The sequence below is a fragment of the Woronichinia naegeliana WA131 genome (assembly GCA_025370055.1).
Classification (GTDB): domain Bacteria; phylum Cyanobacteriota; class Cyanobacteriia; order Cyanobacteriales; family Microcystaceae; genus Woronichinia; species Woronichinia naegeliana.
Genome location: CP073041.1, coordinates 4633546 through 4649170 on the forward strand (window position 1 = coordinate 4633546; position 15625 = coordinate 4649170).

11 protein-coding genes are annotated in these 15625 nt (G+C 39.7%); 5 read left to right on the forward strand and 6 right to left on the reverse strand.

Annotated features, from left to right (window positions below; all coding sequences use genetic code 11):
- Positions 1-34 precede the first annotated feature (34 nt).
- From KA717_23195 to KA717_23205, 3 genes are all read left to right on the forward strand, one after another.
- Positions 35-1204 (forward strand): DUF6014 family protein, encoded by a 1170-nt coding sequence (locus KA717_23195; GenBank protein UXE58895.1) that lies wholly within the window; start codon positions 35-37, stop codon positions 1202-1204.
- A gap of 43 nt (positions 1205-1247) precedes the next feature.
- Positions 1248-2036 carry a class I SAM-dependent methyltransferase gene (locus KA717_23200; GenBank protein UXE58896.1) on the forward strand — a complete coding sequence of 263 codons (789 nt, stop codon included), beginning with the start codon at positions 1248-1250 and terminating at the stop codon, positions 2034-2036.
- A 74-nt stretch (positions 2037-2110) separates the two neighbouring features.
- Positions 2111-2812, forward strand: a complete 702-nt coding sequence (locus KA717_23205; GenBank protein ID UXE58897.1) for an SDR family oxidoreductase — start codon at positions 2111-2113, stop codon at positions 2810-2812.
- An 84-nt stretch (positions 2813-2896) separates the two neighbouring features.
- On the opposite strand, the gene KA717_23210 is transcribed toward KA717_23205, so the two are convergent.
- From KA717_23210 to KA717_23235, 6 genes are all read right to left on the reverse strand, one after another.
- Positions 2897-6793, reverse strand: a complete 3897-nt coding sequence (locus KA717_23210) for a hypothetical protein (protein UXE58898.1) — start codon at positions 6791-6793, stop codon at positions 2897-2899.
- Positions 6794-7168: 375 nt separating this feature from the next.
- Positions 7169-7435: a hypothetical protein gene (locus KA717_23215; protein UXE58899.1), complete on the reverse strand. Its 267-nt coding sequence runs from the start codon at positions 7433-7435 to the stop codon at positions 7169-7171.
- A gap of 13 nt (positions 7436-7448) precedes the next feature.
- Positions 7449-8450, reverse strand: a complete 1002-nt coding sequence (locus tag KA717_23220) for a hypothetical protein (GenBank protein UXE58900.1) — start codon at positions 8448-8450, stop codon at positions 7449-7451.
- Positions 8450-9478, reverse strand: a complete 1029-nt coding sequence (locus KA717_23225) for a hypothetical protein (GenBank protein UXE58901.1) — start codon at positions 9476-9478, stop codon at positions 8450-8452. Before KA717_23225 ends, KA717_23220 begins: the two co-directional genes overlap by 1 nt.
- Positions 9478-9756: a hypothetical protein gene (locus KA717_23230; protein UXE58902.1), complete on the reverse strand. Its 279-nt coding sequence runs from the start codon at positions 9754-9756 to the stop codon at positions 9478-9480. The genes KA717_23225 and KA717_23230 overlap by 1 nt, the downstream gene beginning before the upstream one ends.
- Positions 9757-10199: 443 nt before the next feature.
- Positions 10200-12395, reverse strand: coding sequence for a DUF2235 domain-containing protein (locus KA717_23235; protein ID UXE58903.1), 2196 nt, complete (start codon positions 12393-12395; stop codon positions 10200-10202).
- Positions 12396-12701: 306 nt separating this feature from the next.
- Here KA717_23235 and KA717_23240 point away from each other — a divergent pair, with 306 nt between their 5' ends.
- Together KA717_23240 and KA717_23245 are read left to right on the forward strand one after the other, a co-directional pair.
- Entirely contained in the window at positions 12702-14741 is a 2040-nt protein-coding gene (locus KA717_23240) for an ATP-binding cassette domain-containing protein (protein UXE58904.1), read from the forward strand.
- A 75-nt stretch (positions 14742-14816) separates the two neighbouring features.
- Positions 14817-15356: a GNAT family N-acetyltransferase gene (locus tag KA717_23245; protein ID UXE58905.1), complete on the forward strand. Its 540-nt coding sequence runs from the start codon at positions 14817-14819 to the stop codon at positions 15354-15356.
- The last annotated feature ends 269 nt before the right edge of the window (positions 15357-15625 follow it).

Below are 15625 nucleotides of genomic sequence, written 5' to 3' on the forward strand. Positions count from 1 at the left end.
AACGTCAAACCACTACATTAATTTAGGAGCAAAAATGACTCTAACTTTGGTTAATGAAAAAGAATTATTACAAGAAGTCGTCCAAGATATTGAGCAAAATAAAATTATCGTCGCGGCCAAAAAACTGCGTCAACAGGCAGCCGATAGCCGTGAGATTCCTGCACCCTGGCTTCTGAAAACAGCAGAGGCTTTAGAAACCGATGATTGGAGCATTTTATCCGAAGATTTTATTAATCTGAATTTTATCGGCAAAAATAGTTATTTCCTAATGATTGCTCCCTATCGAATCAATCGTCAGGGAAAACAACAAGTCACTTTGAGTGCGATTTACGGAAAAATTCATGAAAATAGTGAACCTTCCATTGAACAATTAGAAAGTTTGAGTCTTGAAAAATTTGGCATTCTCAGACAACCTGTTCCTAGAAATTTGTCCTTTACTGAAATTGCTAGTTGTGGCACGGTTAGCGGTGAAAAGGGAGAGGCTTTTATCGTTCCCCATAGATGGACTTTTCCCCACAGTGTTCAGGGGCCAGCTTTAAATAATGCCAGTGAGCAAAAACGGCGGTTTACGGGTTCTAGTCACGAATGTATCCGCAAAATTTTTGAACCAAAAACGGCTAATTTACTATTAGCCCCCCTAGAGGATCAAGTTAATGGTGAACGCTATCGCCATCTTGATACGCAAGTCCACGAGGCGGGTCATGCTAACGGGGCAGGGTTTGACTTCAAACTCAAAAATAAACTGTTTCAAAACTATACCTATGCGGGAGTCGAGGAGTGGCGATCCGATAGTTTGGGCTTTGAATTTGCTTCCTGTACTTTACCTGCCGAAGAAGCGGGAAAATTGGTCGCTGTTAATTTTTGCATTCGCTTTGGTTTAGATGCTCACCGTTTAGGAGGTTTAGAAAAAGATGTGGATGTCCACGCTACTTTGATTAGTTTGGAATATCTCTTGCAAAATGATGCTATTTATCTCACTAAAAACGGTCAATTAGCTCTGCGGAATATCAGTTATTCAGGACTACTGAAAGCGGTGGAAATGCACCGAACCAAGGCTTTATCCCTAACTCGAAGGGAGTTAAATCTACATAGTCCTACAGGTCTTTTTGCTCTGTATAAAGTGGATATTCACCCCGCAACCCAATTGATTTTTCAAGGACTAATTGTGGATCGCTGTCGCGGAATTTGGTCAGAGTTACAATAGTGCCTGTACAGAATTATTTACACAAAAAAAAGTGAGTTTAAAAATGGATAAAAATGAATGGATTAGTCGGTTCGATGGTTTAATTCTGGAGCCTTCGATTCGAGAGTTTTACGGCCAAAAAGAGTTTTTTAATGTCGGTTATTGGCTTCCCCATACCTCAAATCAACAGGAAGCTTCTTCTAATCTGATGGAGAAACTTTTAGAATTTATTCCCGAAAAGCAAGGAACAATTCTTGATGTTGGCTGTGGTTTAGGCGCAACTACTCATTATCTGCTCAAATATTATCCATTGGAAGCTATTGTGGGGATTAACATTTCTCCCACACAAATTGCAAGAAGTCTCTTAAATTTTCCTGATGGTAAGTTTCTGTTAATGGATGCGGTAGAGATGAATTTTGAAGATAATTCTTTTGAGCAAATTATTTGTGTCGAGGCGGCTCTTTATTTTAATACCAGGCAAAAATTCTTACAAGAAGCGTGGCGAGTATTAAAACCAGGGGGAAAGTTAATTCTCTCAGATATGAGTTTTGCCACCACAGAACTTTTGGGAGATTGGACAGTTCCCCAGGCGAACACAGTCAAAGAGATTGCAGACTATCAAAATCTTTATCAACAGGCAGGATTTAAAGAGGTTGAATTTGTGGAGGTGACGGAGGAGTGTTGGTTCAGACATTTTCGCCATCTCAAGTCCTGGTTGACAGAGGAATTGCAATCAGAAAAATTAGACGAAGAAACCTATAATCTCAATATTACTGCTCTGGATGGTTTGCTAAGTTCCTCGGTAATAACTTATTGGTTAGTTTCTGCCCAAAAACCAGTCAATATACTGTAATCATTTAAAATTTTTCTTGAATTTTTGGAGACAAAAAAATGTTTGAGTCATTGTCAGGTAAAAAAGTCGTTATTATGGGTGCAAGCTCAGGGATTGACCTAGCGATCGCCGAAAAGATGTTGGCAGTGGGGGCAAAAGTGGTGCTTTCCCACGCTTCTCAAGAGCAATTAGATGCGGCCGTTGCCCTCATTTCAGGCGAGATTGAAGCCAAAACGGTTAATGTTTTACAAGAAGATTGTGTTAATGCTTTTTTTGAAGAAATTGGCAACTTTGACCATTTAGTGGTGACGGCTCTCGGTGACAGAAATATGCCGCGATCGCTATTAACCGAAATGACCCTAGAAACAGCCCAGGGAGGCATGGAGAAATTCTGGGGAACCTTTTTAGCGGTGCGTGGTGCGCTCAAAACTTTGGCAAAGGACGGTTCTATCACCCTGACATCCAGCGTCAGTATGTTTAAACATTCCAAAATGGGCGGAATTTCCGTCATCGCCGCCGCCAATAGTGCCGTAGCTGTATTTGGACGCGCTCTCGCCCTAGAACTCGCTCCTATTCGCGTTAATGTTGTTGCCCCTGGATTAATCGAGGACACCAGCATCTGGACTAGTCAAGGTGAGTCGGAACGCTCAGACCTTAGCAAATGGGCGATCGCTGCCTTGCCCGTCGAACATTTAGGACAACCCGAAGAAATCGCCCTGGCAGTATTGAGTTTGCTCACCAACCCCTATATGACAGGTGTAATTTTACCTGTGGAGGGTGGAGTTACCCTGATTTAATTGAGTTCGGACTTTTAGTTTAGCATTAGAACTCTTGTACAAGTCCGAAAAATTGGTAATGTTCTAGACCGATCGCCTTGATCTTTAATTCACAAAAATATCCTCAGAGGTTAGGGCTAAACCGACACTCAAGGTTGCAATTTGTTTGGCAGTTCCTAGTCCGTTTCCATCGGCATCAAATAATAAAGCTCCGTTGGTGGAGTTATAAATAAAACGCTGACTCGCGCTGGTCGCACTGGAACCAAGAATAAATTGGGTTTGGGTTAAGGGATTCCCTGCGATTAAACCACTGCCGAAGCCTTGAGCGGAGACAAAAATGGTGTCTTCGTTGGGGGTAAAGTCTGTGATGGTATCTATTCCGAGATTGGCATTAGCGAAGAAAAAGGTATCACCTCCGCTTCCTCCTGTGAGGGTATCATTTCCTGCTGCTCCTGTGAGGTAATCACTATTGCCTGCACCGTTGAGAATGTCATTACCTGTTCCTCCTGTGAGGTAGTCGCTATAGTTTTTTCCTAGTAAAACACTGTTGCCATTGGTTCCTTGTTGGTTACGAGTGTTGTCATCGTTAATGATCGTGGCGGTTTGGGTAGCTGTTGTACCGATTGTGTATTCTGTTCCACTGACGAGTTGTAGGATGACAGTTTCGTTGGGTTCTAGGGTGGTGTCCGCCGTTGGGTCAAGAGTTAATGTGGCGGTGGCTGAACCTGCCGCAAAGGTGATGGTTTTGCTTGTGCCTGGGGTTGCGCCTGTATAGTCGGTACTAAGGGCGGTTCCTGCGATGCTGTAGTTAACGGTTAGGGAATTGGTTGTGGCTCCTGTGCGGGTGAAGGTATAGATGAAATTACTGGGGCTATCTTCGCTGATGGCACTATAGTTTAATCCCAGGCTAATGGTAGGGCCATCGTCGTTGGTAATAGTTCCTGTGACGGCTGTTGTGGTTCCAATGGTGTAGCTTGTTCCTGTTGCTAGGGTTAGGACTGCGGTTTCGTTATTTTCTATTGTGGTATCGGCTGTGGGATTTACGGTAACGGTCGCTGTTGCAGAGTTGGCGGCAAAGGTAACACTGGTTCCAATCGTTGCGTAATCTGTGCCGTTGGTTGCAGTTCCTGTAATCCCGTAGTTAACGGTTAAGGCGTTGGTTGTTGCTCCTGTGCGGGTGAAGGTATAAATCAGGTTAGGGGTTCCGTCTTCTAATACACTTGTTGGGGTTATGGCTAAGGTAATACTCGGTAAGGTTGCAACATCATCGTTGGTGATGGTTCCTGTTACTGCTGTTGTGGTTCCAATGGTGTAGCCTATTCCTGTTGCTAGGGTTAGGGCTACGGTTTCGTTATTTTCGATGGTGGTATCAGCTGTGGGGTTTACGGTAACGGTTGCTATTGCAGAGTTGGCGGCAAAGGTAACACTTGTTCCAATGGTTGCATAATCTGTGCCATTGGTTGCGGTTCCTGTAATCCCATAGTTAACTGTTAGGGCGTTAGTTATTGGGCCCGTACGAGTGAAGGTATAAACTAGATTGTTGGTTCCGTCTTCTAATACACTTGTTGGTGCTACTGCTAGGGTAATACTTGGGTTTGGATTCGTAATATTGACTAAAGTTAGAGAATAGTTAGAGTTAACGTTGCTGTAGTATTGTGAAATCCCAACATAGTAGTTCCCTGCCCCTAATGTTGTGTTAATTTGAGCATTATAACCAGAGCCAGCGATATTAGAATAAAGTTCATCTCCACTATCAATCAAGCCATTATTATTGCTATCGTAATAAATTTTGGCATAAAGATAGTTTTGAGTAACTCCGCTCAACTGTAAGGTAATATCATTTGTGCCTGTCAGAGAGAATTTATAGTAATCAAAAAGATCTACACTTCCGACAAATTCTGTGATAGTTTGAGTTCCAGTCAGATTGCCAATATTGTATGCCGTGCTGAGTGTGTTACCAGGATTAGAAGCAATAGAAGCAGGTGCAGATGTGGCTGATAATTGTAGAGAATAGTTGGAGTTAACGTTGCTGTAGTATTGTGAAACGCCAATGTAGTAATTTCCTGCTCCTAATGTTGTGTTAATTTGAGCATTATAACCAGAGCCAGCGATATTAGAATAAAGTTCATCTCCACTATCAATCAAGCCATTATTATTGCTATCGTAATAAATTTTGGCATAAAGATAGTTTTGAGTAACTCCGCTCAACTGTAAGGTAATATCATTTGTGCCTGTCAGAGAGAATTTATAGTAATCAAAAAGATCTACACTTCCGACAAATTCTGTGATAGTTTGAGTTCCAGTCAGATTGCCAATATTGTATGCCGTGCTGAGTGTGTTACCAGGATTAGAAGCAATAGAAGCAGGTGCAGATGTGGCTGATAATTGTAGAGAATAGTTGGAGTTAACGTTGCTGTAGTATTGTGAAACGCCAATGTAGTAATTTCCTGCTCCTAATGTTGTGTTAATTTGAGCATTATAACCAGAGCCAGCGATATTAGAATAAAGTTCATCTCCACTATCAATCAAGCCATTATTATTGCTATCGTAATAAATTTTGGCATAAAGATAGTTTTGAGTAACTCCGCTCAACTGTAAGGTAATATCATTTGTGCCTGTCAGAGAGAATTTATAGTAATCAAAAAGATCTACACTTCCGACAAATTCTGTGATAGTTTGAGTTCCAGTCAGATTGCCAATATTGTATGCCGTGCTGAGTGTGTTACCAGGATTAGAAGCAATAGAAGCAGGTGCAGATGTGGCTGATAATTGTAGAGAATAGTTGGAGTTAACGTTGCTGTAGTATTGTGAAACGCCAATGTAGTAATTTCCTGCTCCTAATGTTGTGTTAATTTGAGCATTATAACCAGAGCCAGCGATATTAGAATAAAGTTCATCTCCACTATCAATCAAGCCATTATTATTGCTATCGTAATAAATTTTGGCATAAAGATAGTTTTGAGTAACTCCGCTCAACTGTAAGGTAATATCATTTGTGCCTGTCAGAGAGAATTTATAGTAATCAAAAAGATCTACACTTCCGACAAATTCTGTGATAGTTTGAGTTCCAGTCAGATTGCCAATATTGTATGCCGTGCTGAGTGTGTTACCAGGATTAGAAGCAATAGAAGCAGGTGCAGATGTGGCTGATAATTGTAGAGAATAGTTGGAGTTAACGTTGCTGTAGTATTGTGAAACGCCAATGTAGTAATTTCCTGCTCCTAATGTTGTGTTAATTTGAGCATTATAACCAGAGCCAGCGATATTAGAATAAAGTTCATCTCCACTATCAATCAAGCCATTATTATTGCTATCGTAATAAATTTTGGCATAAAGATAGTTTTGAGTAACTCCGCTCAACTGTAAGGTGATATTGTTTGTTCCTGTTAGGGAGAATTTGTAATAATCACTTATGTCTGTAGTGCTAATAGATTCAGTAAAAGTTCGAGTTCCCGCAAGATTCCCAATGTTATAAGCTGTGTTGAAGGTGCTGCCAGGATCAGGGGATAATGCTTGTTCGATCGCGACGTTTTTTCCCCCAATCACCACCACCGCATGATCATCTTCCGTTTTAATCCGACTCAACTCAGCCGAACTTAAACTAACTCCTCGCACCAAAGCCGAAAACAATTCCCCTTCATCCCCTGCCGTATCCGTTGCATTCACCTGAGCATCCACAAAATGCCCAAATTCCTCCAAAATCACCGCCTCCAAAGACTGCTGACTCGCCGAACTGATAAACGCATCCGACAAATAAATCTTATTCGTACTAATCGCATAAGCTCCATTCGCCGTACCCAGAACATCTCCACTGACAACTTCAATCTGGGGAAACAAACTAAAATCCCCACTTTGCCATTGCGAGCGGAAACTTGCCGCCTTTACCGAATCATAACTTGAGCCAAAAGCCGTATTAAAAAGACTCCAGAAATTGCTCAGATTAGCAAAATCCGTAAGTTGGGCATAAACAGACGCGAGACTTGAAACAGAAACGTTAGACATAAACTCCTCCTGTGTGTGAAAAATTACTTTACATTTTACAATACAACCAACTATTTTTTCAACATAGAAAAGTCATAGTTAGCACAAAATCCATCATACTGACAACCCAAATAAGCCCAAACCCCTTTCCATCAGAGGTTGTAGCGTTCTGCATCTCTCCTAATTCCAGACCCAATCGCTTGGAGAGTGAAGCATTAAGATTGCGGATTGAATCGTTCTTATTGGAAAATGCGACGTTATTATTGCAGAGTACAACATTAAGATTGCAGATTGAAACGTTCTTATTGGAGAACACCGCATTAAGATTGCGACTCGAAACATGATTATTGGAGAGTGCAACATCAAGATTGTGACTTGAAACATTCTTACTTGGCTCTAATTTTCCGTGATTGACAATTGGGCTTGTATTCTGCCGATAGACTGCTGAAAATCCTCCAGAGAATCAACCGTCACCGCCAACTTAAGCAACTCATCCAAAACCGATAAATCAGAAATTCCCATCAGATAAGTTTCTATTTCTAAGGTAAGTTCACCAAGACGAACTAGTAAAACCGCCTTAATATAGTCACGAGCTTTTTGCAATGCACCAATTTCCTTACCTCGTTCCATACCACGAAGTGACCTATTACTTAATAAAAGCATGGTTCTTTCCTCCTCAAATTGTTGACTGTATTCCTTCCAAAGACTGCCAGAAATCATCTGGAGAGTTAACAGTTGCCGCGATTGTTAGAATTTGATTTAAAATAAATAAATCGGAAATTTGGCTTAAATGACTTTCGACATCTGAAGTAACATTGCCAAGTCGAGCCTGTAAAACCGTTTTAATTGCAGCGCGAGAATTTTGTAAAGCCCCAATTTCCTTGCCAATTTCCTTGCCAATTTCCTTGCCAATTTCCTTGCCTCGTTCTAGACCACGAAGTTCCATATTACTTAATAAAGGCATGGTTCTTTCCTCCTCAAATTGTTGAATTTTAAAATCTAAACTTTCTTGTAAAAAACTAGGTAAAGTCATCATTCTGTCAATAATTTGAAACAGTTTGATAATCTTTTCCCTCGTTAAGCCCCGATCATACAACCCTCGAATCAAAGACCACTTCCAAACCTCCCTTTGTTCAGGATTGCCCGTCGTTGCCTTCGTTTTCAGGTGTGCCATCACAATCATAGCAAACGGATTCAAACTCGACTCTAATTCAGCCCAGCGTGACTCATAATCCAACAGTTTAGCGATCAAGAACTTGATTGTCACCTCAGAGCCAGCAAAACCATAACGAAAACGATTTGGTCGCCAATTAGTCCGCTCATCTCCCAGAATAGCTAAACTGACCACAGGCTTGTGATACAAATCAAAAGCACGGTAGTTGTAGATATACATTCGCCTAGAAAATTCAACATCATACTGACTTTGTACCTCGATATGAACGAGTATCCAAATGTCCTGGTTATCTAATAACCAAACTTGATAGAGCTTATCGGCAATACATTTTTCTGTATCCGAAGAAGCCGTAATTTGTTGCAACTCTTTATCTAACGATTGGGGAAGAATTGTCCAATCAATCTGTTGGTAAATTTCAGGAAAAAAGAAGAACAGAAAGTCGTCAAAATATTCGTTTAGTGCTTCTTTCCAAGATTCGTCATAGTTAGCAGTAACGGAGTTCATTAATTTCCCTTGATTGACGATTGAGCTTGTATTCTGCCGACAGACTGCCGAAAATCCTCGAGAGAATCAACCGTCACCGCCAACTTAAGCAACTCATCTAACACCGATAAATCAGAAACCTGCTCAAGCGAACTATCAACGCCGAAAGAAACCTCACCAAAGCGAACTTTTAAAACTGCCTTGATATAATCACGAGCATTTTGCAATGCACCAATTTCCTTACCAATCTCCTTACCAATCTCCTTACCAATTTCCATACCTCGTTCCATACCTCGTTCCATACCACGAAGTTCCATATTACTTAATAAAGGCATTGTTCTTTCCTCCTCAAATTGTTGAATTTTAAAATCTAAACTTTCTTGTAAAGGATTAGGTAAAGTCATCATTCTGTCAATAATTTGAAACAGCTTGATAATCTTTTCTCTCGTTAATCCCCGATCATACAACCCTCGAATTAAAGACCACTTCCAAACCTCCCGTTGCTCAGGATTTCCCGTCGTTGCCTTCGTCTTCAGGTGTGCCATCACAATCATAGCAAACGGATTCAGACTAGACTCCAATTCAGCCCAGCGCGACTCATAATCCAACAGTTTAGCGATCAAGAACTTGATTGTCACCTCAGAGCCAGCAAAACCATAGCGAAAACTATTCGGTCGCCAATTAGTCCGCTCATCTCCCAGAATAGCTAAACTGACCACAGGCTTGTGATACAAATCAAAAGCACGGTAATTGTAGATATACATTCGCCTAGAAAATTCAGCATCATACTGACTTTGTACCTCGATATGAACGAGTATCCAAATGTCCTGGTTATCTAATAACCAAACTTGATAGAGCTTATCGGCAATACATTTTTCTGTATCCGAAGAAGCCGTAATTTGTTGCAACTCTTTATCTAACGATTGGGGAAGAATTGTCCAATCAATCTGTTGGTAAATTTCAGGAAAAAAGAAGGACAGAAAGTCATCAAAATATTCGTTTAATGCTTCTTTCCATGATTCGTCATAGTTGGCAGTAAAGGAGTTCATTAATTTCCCGTGATTGACAATTGGGATTGTATCCCGCCGATAGATCGTCGAAAATCCTCTAGAGAGTTAACTGTTGCGGCTATTGTTAAGATTTGATTTAAAATAGACAAATCAGAAATTTCACTTAAAGAATTTTCAACATCTGAAGTAACACTGCCAAGTCGAGCCTGTAAAACCGTTTTAATCGCAGTGCGAGAATTTTGTAAAGCCCCAATTTCCTTACCAATTTCTTTACCTCGTTCTATACCACAAAGTGACCTATTACTTAATAAAAGCATAGTTCTTTCCTCCTCCCTAATTGATCGTAAACCGTCGTTAAAACCGTAGCAACAGAGGGGCTTGTCATGGTAAACCTGCATTCATGCGAATTTTCCGAGGATCGTAGCATAGAAACTCAGGGAAACAATACTAGATTCATTGAAAATTTGTAACGTTTGTTACTGGACAGTGCGAAGTTCTAGGAGAATCAACGAGTTTATTAGGGTTTCAGCCCCCAACGCTCCTTAAGTCCCACAATCGCTAAAACGCTTTTAAGACAAGGCTTTTAGGTGTTTTGTCAAAATGTCTGACGGAAAACTTCGCACTCACCAGTAAGTTGAAACTGTTAATTATTTAAAACGCATACAGGCAAGGAGATGATCGCCCCTTGTTACAAGACTTTCAGCAAAATCATTATGCAATCTAAATTCGTGACAGCTTAGTTGTAAAGAGTAGTTTAGACTTACTCCGTTGGTTTATCATTGTCGAGTAAATCCTGAAGAAAAGGTTCAAGATTTTTAGGGCGATAATCGGAACAAGCCTTCAATCGTTTGACCACACTATGATGAACAGTGACAACTTTGGTGTTAAAAGATCGCCATTCTTCACCCCCTAAAGCCGACAAGCCCTTAACACTGTTATCGAACTTAATTGTTGGGTCTAGTTTGATTTGGAATTCCTCACTTTCAGATTCCGTTGAGTCAAATTCCAATCCCAATTTTTTAGCCTGATTAATCATCCATTGTAACGGGTAATCGGAAAGTCCTTGATAGTCTTTTTTTCCGCCACCGATACAGCTATGTTCACCGGCAAATAAAACTTCTTTGACAACTTGCTCAGGATTTTGAGGATTGGTTTTTAGGGGAGTTGAAGGAAAGTTTTTGCGTTTTTCATCAATGGCCACAGCATGAAAGGCATTCTGAATAATGGGACTTAATTTTGTATCGCTAAATTCATATTTTTGATGATAAAACTTAGCGAGGGGAAACCAAGGGGTTAAATCAGGAATGCCAAAAGTTCCCACCGTATCCCAACAACCTAACATTTTAATGGGAATACGATGCTGAAGATATTCCTTTTCTGTATCTATTTTTTGAGCATTAGCTTCACGGAATTCCTGAGCTTTAGCACTATCAGAACGAACGGTATGGTCTCTATAAAGTTGATAAGCTTGGGGTATCTCTCCAACTTTGGAGCGTTTTAACAGTCCACATTTATCCATTAAACTGGCTAAACAACGAACGGCATAGGCTCCCCGACTAAAACCGAATAAATAGATTTCATCTTGGGTTTCAGGATTATAGTTAATGCAAAGAAAACGATAGGCATCTTGAATCATGCGATCAAGACCCCAACCAAAAGTTTCATTCTCTAAACATTTAATAAAATCATTATCTTCAGTTGTGCCATACCCTGATAAAAAGACGATTTGGGGAGTTTGATCTTCAGCAATATACTTGATAGATTGGGCAAATTTAACTACATTACTGGGATAAGTCCCCGCAGATTCCTGCCAAGAACCATCACAACAAATAATTAACCGTTTTTTCTGAATTGAGTCAGCCAGGGGAATGGATTCAGAAGTTGTAGTTTCAGGAATTGCAGTTTCAGAAATCTCCTCAATAGTTTCATTTGTTTGATCAGAAAAAGCAGTTTCTTCGGCAATGATAATTGGTTCTAAATTTTCTATGACAGAAGATTCTTGATTTTCGGGTTGAGAATCCTGCTCAAGCACTTCATCCAATTCAGTGAGCATTTCTGGTGTTTCCAAAATTAATACTTCTTGATGGTTAATGGTGATAGCCTCTGATTCAATCGGTAAGTCAGAATTTATCACCTCGGCAGCATTTTCATCGGTAGTAATAACTTCAGTCAATTCATCAGTTTCTAAAGGAGATTCTTCTTCAATGGAGTCAAAAATTTCGTTGATCATGGTTGTTCTTTTAGTCTTACTTTTAGCATGACTGTTGGTTCGAGTTTTGGATTTAGGGGCAAAGGATGATTTTGGAGGAAGACTATCTAGTTGCCAGCTTGTCCCATAGGGAATACCATTATTGTTATAGCTGGTTTGATCCTCCACATTACCATTGAGCGATAAATAAGTGACTAAGCCAATTTCATCTCCTAGAGGATATTGATACATATCTTTTTGGATTTCTTCTTGACTACGCGCTTGATTCCAAATAGACAGTTCGGTAAGATAACCTTGCCAATAATGAGAGAGCTTAACGGATGCTCCCAAGGTTATTTTTTCAATGCCTGTTAAGGTACGGTTATGACCGTTGCCACGATGCCAAATCAGACCGTTGCGATAGATCAACATTCGACCCGCGATCGCGTTTTTGACAAAGGCCCAATGAGTCCAATGATTATAATCCTTGAGCTTAACTTTTTTTTCAATCCGATCAAAACCTTCTTCATTACCTGCGTCCCAAAAAATAGAAGGAGTGACTGGATCGCCCCAGGGAAGAGTAATATGTAAAACGCGGTTATTTTCCTGATTAAAAGCCTCTAAAAGAGTCGTTTCTGTCGCTAAATTGTTTTCTCCCTTTGCCCAAAATGCAATGGTGATGCTATTATCAATATTGAAAAATCCTTGGGATAACTCGATATGATCATCTATGCCATTGAACCTTAAGACGGATCGTTGTTCAGCCATTGATTTTCTCCTGGTAATTTTCAGCGATTAAAAAATGATTAATCATGTTAGTCATCTTAAAAAATAGATTAAATTGGATGTTAAAACTTAGAAAAATTGATCAAAGTTAGGGAGGACTGGCACTTTGTTCGCCCCATTCTGCTCAATTCTAGCAGTATTTGCGGCTATTTAGCTCAAAATATTGTTCCCAAGCTTTACCCCTAGAGACTTTTATCGTAAAGTGGTGAGAGACAGTCTGGTTTATTCCAATTGTAGCCGTTTTGTTCTTCACCCAGGGAATCTCGAAAATATACTACTTTTTACGCTATGCAAACCCCCGTTGTATCTGAGCAGTCCTCCAATAATCCCTTTTCACTGTTTGGTCAATTTTGGAAAAATCTTAAAATTGTAGCTCAACCCTATTGGTATCCAACCGAGTTAAATGGACGAGCCTTTGGAGATGTGATCATTTCCTGGGGAATGTCAGCATTGATAATTCTAACCGTTTTGGCGACAGTGGGGGTGGAGGCTTTTAGTAGCTATTGGAATCGTTATGTCCTCGATATTATTATCCAAGATAGAGACCTTTCTAAATATCTAAATACCCTGTGGCTATCCAGTTTATTGATTGTGGTTGTAACAGGGTTATTTGCTTTTTCTCAGTTTATTCGTCGCAAAGTCGCTTTAGATTGGTATAAATGGCTCAGTACACAAACCGTTAAGAAATATCTCAATGACCGTGCTTATTATAACATTAATTTCACCTCAGATTTAAAAAATCCTGATCAAAGATTATCTCAAGAAATTGAACCAATTACCACCATGACCTTAAGGTTTTTAATTACCTTGGTGGAAAAAGGGTTACAAATGATTACTTTTTCAATTATTCTTTGGACAATTTCTCAGCAAATTGCCGTGTATTTAGTAATCTACACGATCGCAGGAAATTTAGTGGCGATTTATCTAACCCAGGAATTAAACAAAATTAATCAATCCGAACTTAATTATAAGGCAGATTATAGTTATGCGTTAACCCATGTTCGTAACCATGCGGAATCCATTGCTTTTTTTCAGGGAGAAGAGCAGGAAGCAAAAATGATTGAACGTCGTTTTGAACGGGTTATCCAAAGCTCAGAAAAACTCATTAATTGGGAACGGTTTAATAATCTTTTTAATCGGGGTTATCAGTCAGCGATTGGTATATTTTCAATGTTTATTTTGACACCCATGTTTATTCAAAATGAAATTGATTATGGGGAGATTAGTCAAGCCAGTTTATGTTGTTTTCTTTTTTCCAATGCCCTGGGACAATTAATTACTGAATGGGGAACATCGGGTAAAGTCTCGAATTATATTGAACGGTTAGCCGCTTTTGCCGATGCTTTAAAAGTTGCAGGTGAAGAACCGAAAAACTTAAGTCGTATTACAACCCTAGAAGATAATCGTCTGGCTTTCGAGAATTTTACCCTACAAACTCCCGATTATCAAAAGGTGATTGTGGAGAATTTATCGGTTTCTGTCCCGTTGGGAGAAAGCCTATTAATTATCGGCCCCAGTGGCAGGGGAAAAAGTTCTTTGTTACGGGCGATCGCGGGTTTATGGAAGGCGGGCAGTGGTCGTTTAGTCCGTCCTCCTTTGTCCGATATGTTATTTTTACCCCAACGCCCTTATATTATTCTTGGCACTTTACGCGAGCAATTACTTTATCCCCATGCAGATGTTCAAATCAGCGATCAAGAATTAGAAATTATCCTAAAAAAAGTCAATCTTCAACATTTATTAACTGAAAAAAATAGCTTTGATCGAGAAGTTAATTGGGAACAGGTTTTATCTCTCGGAGAACAGCAAAGATTAGCCTTTGCCCGACTATTGATTACTCGCCCTACCTTTACTATCTTAGATGAAGCAACCAGTGCCTTAGATTTACCAAACGAAGCCAGCTTATATCAACAATTACAAGAAACTGAAACCACTTTTATTAGTGTGGGTCATCGAGAAAGTTTATTTAATTACCATCAATGGGTCTTAGAGTTAACCGAAAATTCCCATTGGCAACTATCAACCGTCGCAGATTATCAGCAAAAAAAAGTTAATACCGTAGAAGTCAGATCAACAAATTTAGGAAATTCCCAGGAGGTAAAAATAGAAGAGACTTTATCCGACTTTAAAACTGAGGATCAGTCAGAAATTCAAGCAATGCCTGAAATAACAGAGGGTTTATCCCATAAACAAATGCAAGCACTCACTGATTATTCTTTAGGTAGTGTTCGGAATCGAGCTAGTTTAGGCAAAACAATTACTGCTAAGGATGGTTTTAATTATCGTTACGATAAAGACCCAAAAATCTTACAATGGGTTAGGATATAGAACTTTCTAGCTAATTTATTTGAATTTTGCCAATTTCTATATCTCAAATCAGCCGTATGTTAGGAATTTCATCAAATGAAAGCACTGGAAAAACTTGTGACGGAACGATTATATTTAGTACCCTTAAAGGTTGAACTTCTGAAAGCGGCAATCATAGGTATTGATGAATTAGCAACAACTTTGGGTGTAAAAGTTGCTCCTGACTGGGCTGATCAAGAGTTTATTCAAGTTTTTCCTGATATTGCAGATATTTTGTTGAAATTCCCTTTACAAAATGAGTGGGGATGGGGGAGTTTAATTATTCATCAAACAGAAAATACCCTTATTGGTCATGTGATGATCAAAATTATTCCTGATGCCACAGGTTTCCCAACCGATGCTGTAGAACTTGGTTATCAAGTAGCGTCGTTATATCGCCGACAAGGGTACGCATCTGAGGCGACAAAAGCCATGATGGATTGGACGCTTTCTCAACCTGGTATGCAAACAGTGACTGCTGGATGCGATCCCAATAATATAGCTTCAAAGCGAGTTTTAGAAAAAATAGGAATGGATTTGATAGAAGCACGGGAGAAAATCTTGGTGTGGAAATTGAGCAGATCAAAAATTTTATAACCGTCATGGCAACTTTAGTTCAGCAGTTCAGGGCTTTTGTATTTTTGACTACATTCTGAATTTGGAATTGTTGTAGATAGGGCTTGCCGAAAAAAAGCTGAAACCCTTACTAGACAATACTTTCAGGTATTTTGGAAAGGATCAGGTGCAAGTTTATGGCATTTGGAAGCTCAAAATCTATGCACTTTACTGGAAAATTGTGGGGTAGAACGGGAAACTGATCTCTGAAGTCACCATTTTTCGCGCCCTATGGCATCTAGGTTCGTTTT

Bases quoted from the DNA above. Each gene is read 5' to 3' on its own strand.
- KA717_23195 (UXE58895.1), top strand. From the start codon at position 35: ATGACTCTAACTTTGGTTAATGAAAAAGAATTATTACAAGAAGTCGTC.
- KA717_23200 (UXE58896.1), top strand. From the start codon at position 1,248: ATGGATAAAAATGAATGGATTAGTCGGTTCGATGGTTTAATTCTGGAG.
- KA717_23205 (UXE58897.1), top strand. From the start codon at position 2,111: ATGGGTGCAAGCTCAGGGATTGACCTAGCGATCGCCGAAAAGATGTTG.
- KA717_23210 (UXE58898.1), bottom strand. From the start codon at position 6,793: ATGTCTAACGTTTCTGTTTCAAGTCTCGCGTCTGTTTATGCCCAACTT.
- KA717_23215 (UXE58899.1), bottom strand. From the start codon at position 7,435: ATGCTTTTATTAAGTAATAGGTCACTTCGTGGTATGGAACGAGGTAAG.
- KA717_23220 (UXE58900.1), bottom strand. From the start codon at position 8,450: ATGAACTCCGTTACTGCTAACTATGACGAATCTTGGAAAGAAGCACTA.
- KA717_23225 (UXE58901.1), bottom strand. From the start codon at position 9,478: ATGAACTCCTTTACTGCCAACTATGACGAATCATGGAAAGAAGCATTA.
- KA717_23230 (UXE58902.1), bottom strand. From the start codon at position 9,756: ATGCTTTTATTAAGTAATAGGTCACTTTGTGGTATAGAACGAGGTAAA.
- KA717_23235 (UXE58903.1), bottom strand. From the start codon at position 12,395: ATGGCTGAACAACGATCCGTCTTAAGGTTCAATGGCATAGATGATCAT.
- KA717_23240 (UXE58904.1), top strand. From the start codon at position 12,702: ATGCAAACCCCCGTTGTATCTGAGCAGTCCTCCAATAATCCCTTTTCA.
- KA717_23245 (UXE58905.1), top strand. From the start codon at position 14,817: ATGAAAGCACTGGAAAAACTTGTGACGGAACGATTATATTTAGTACCC.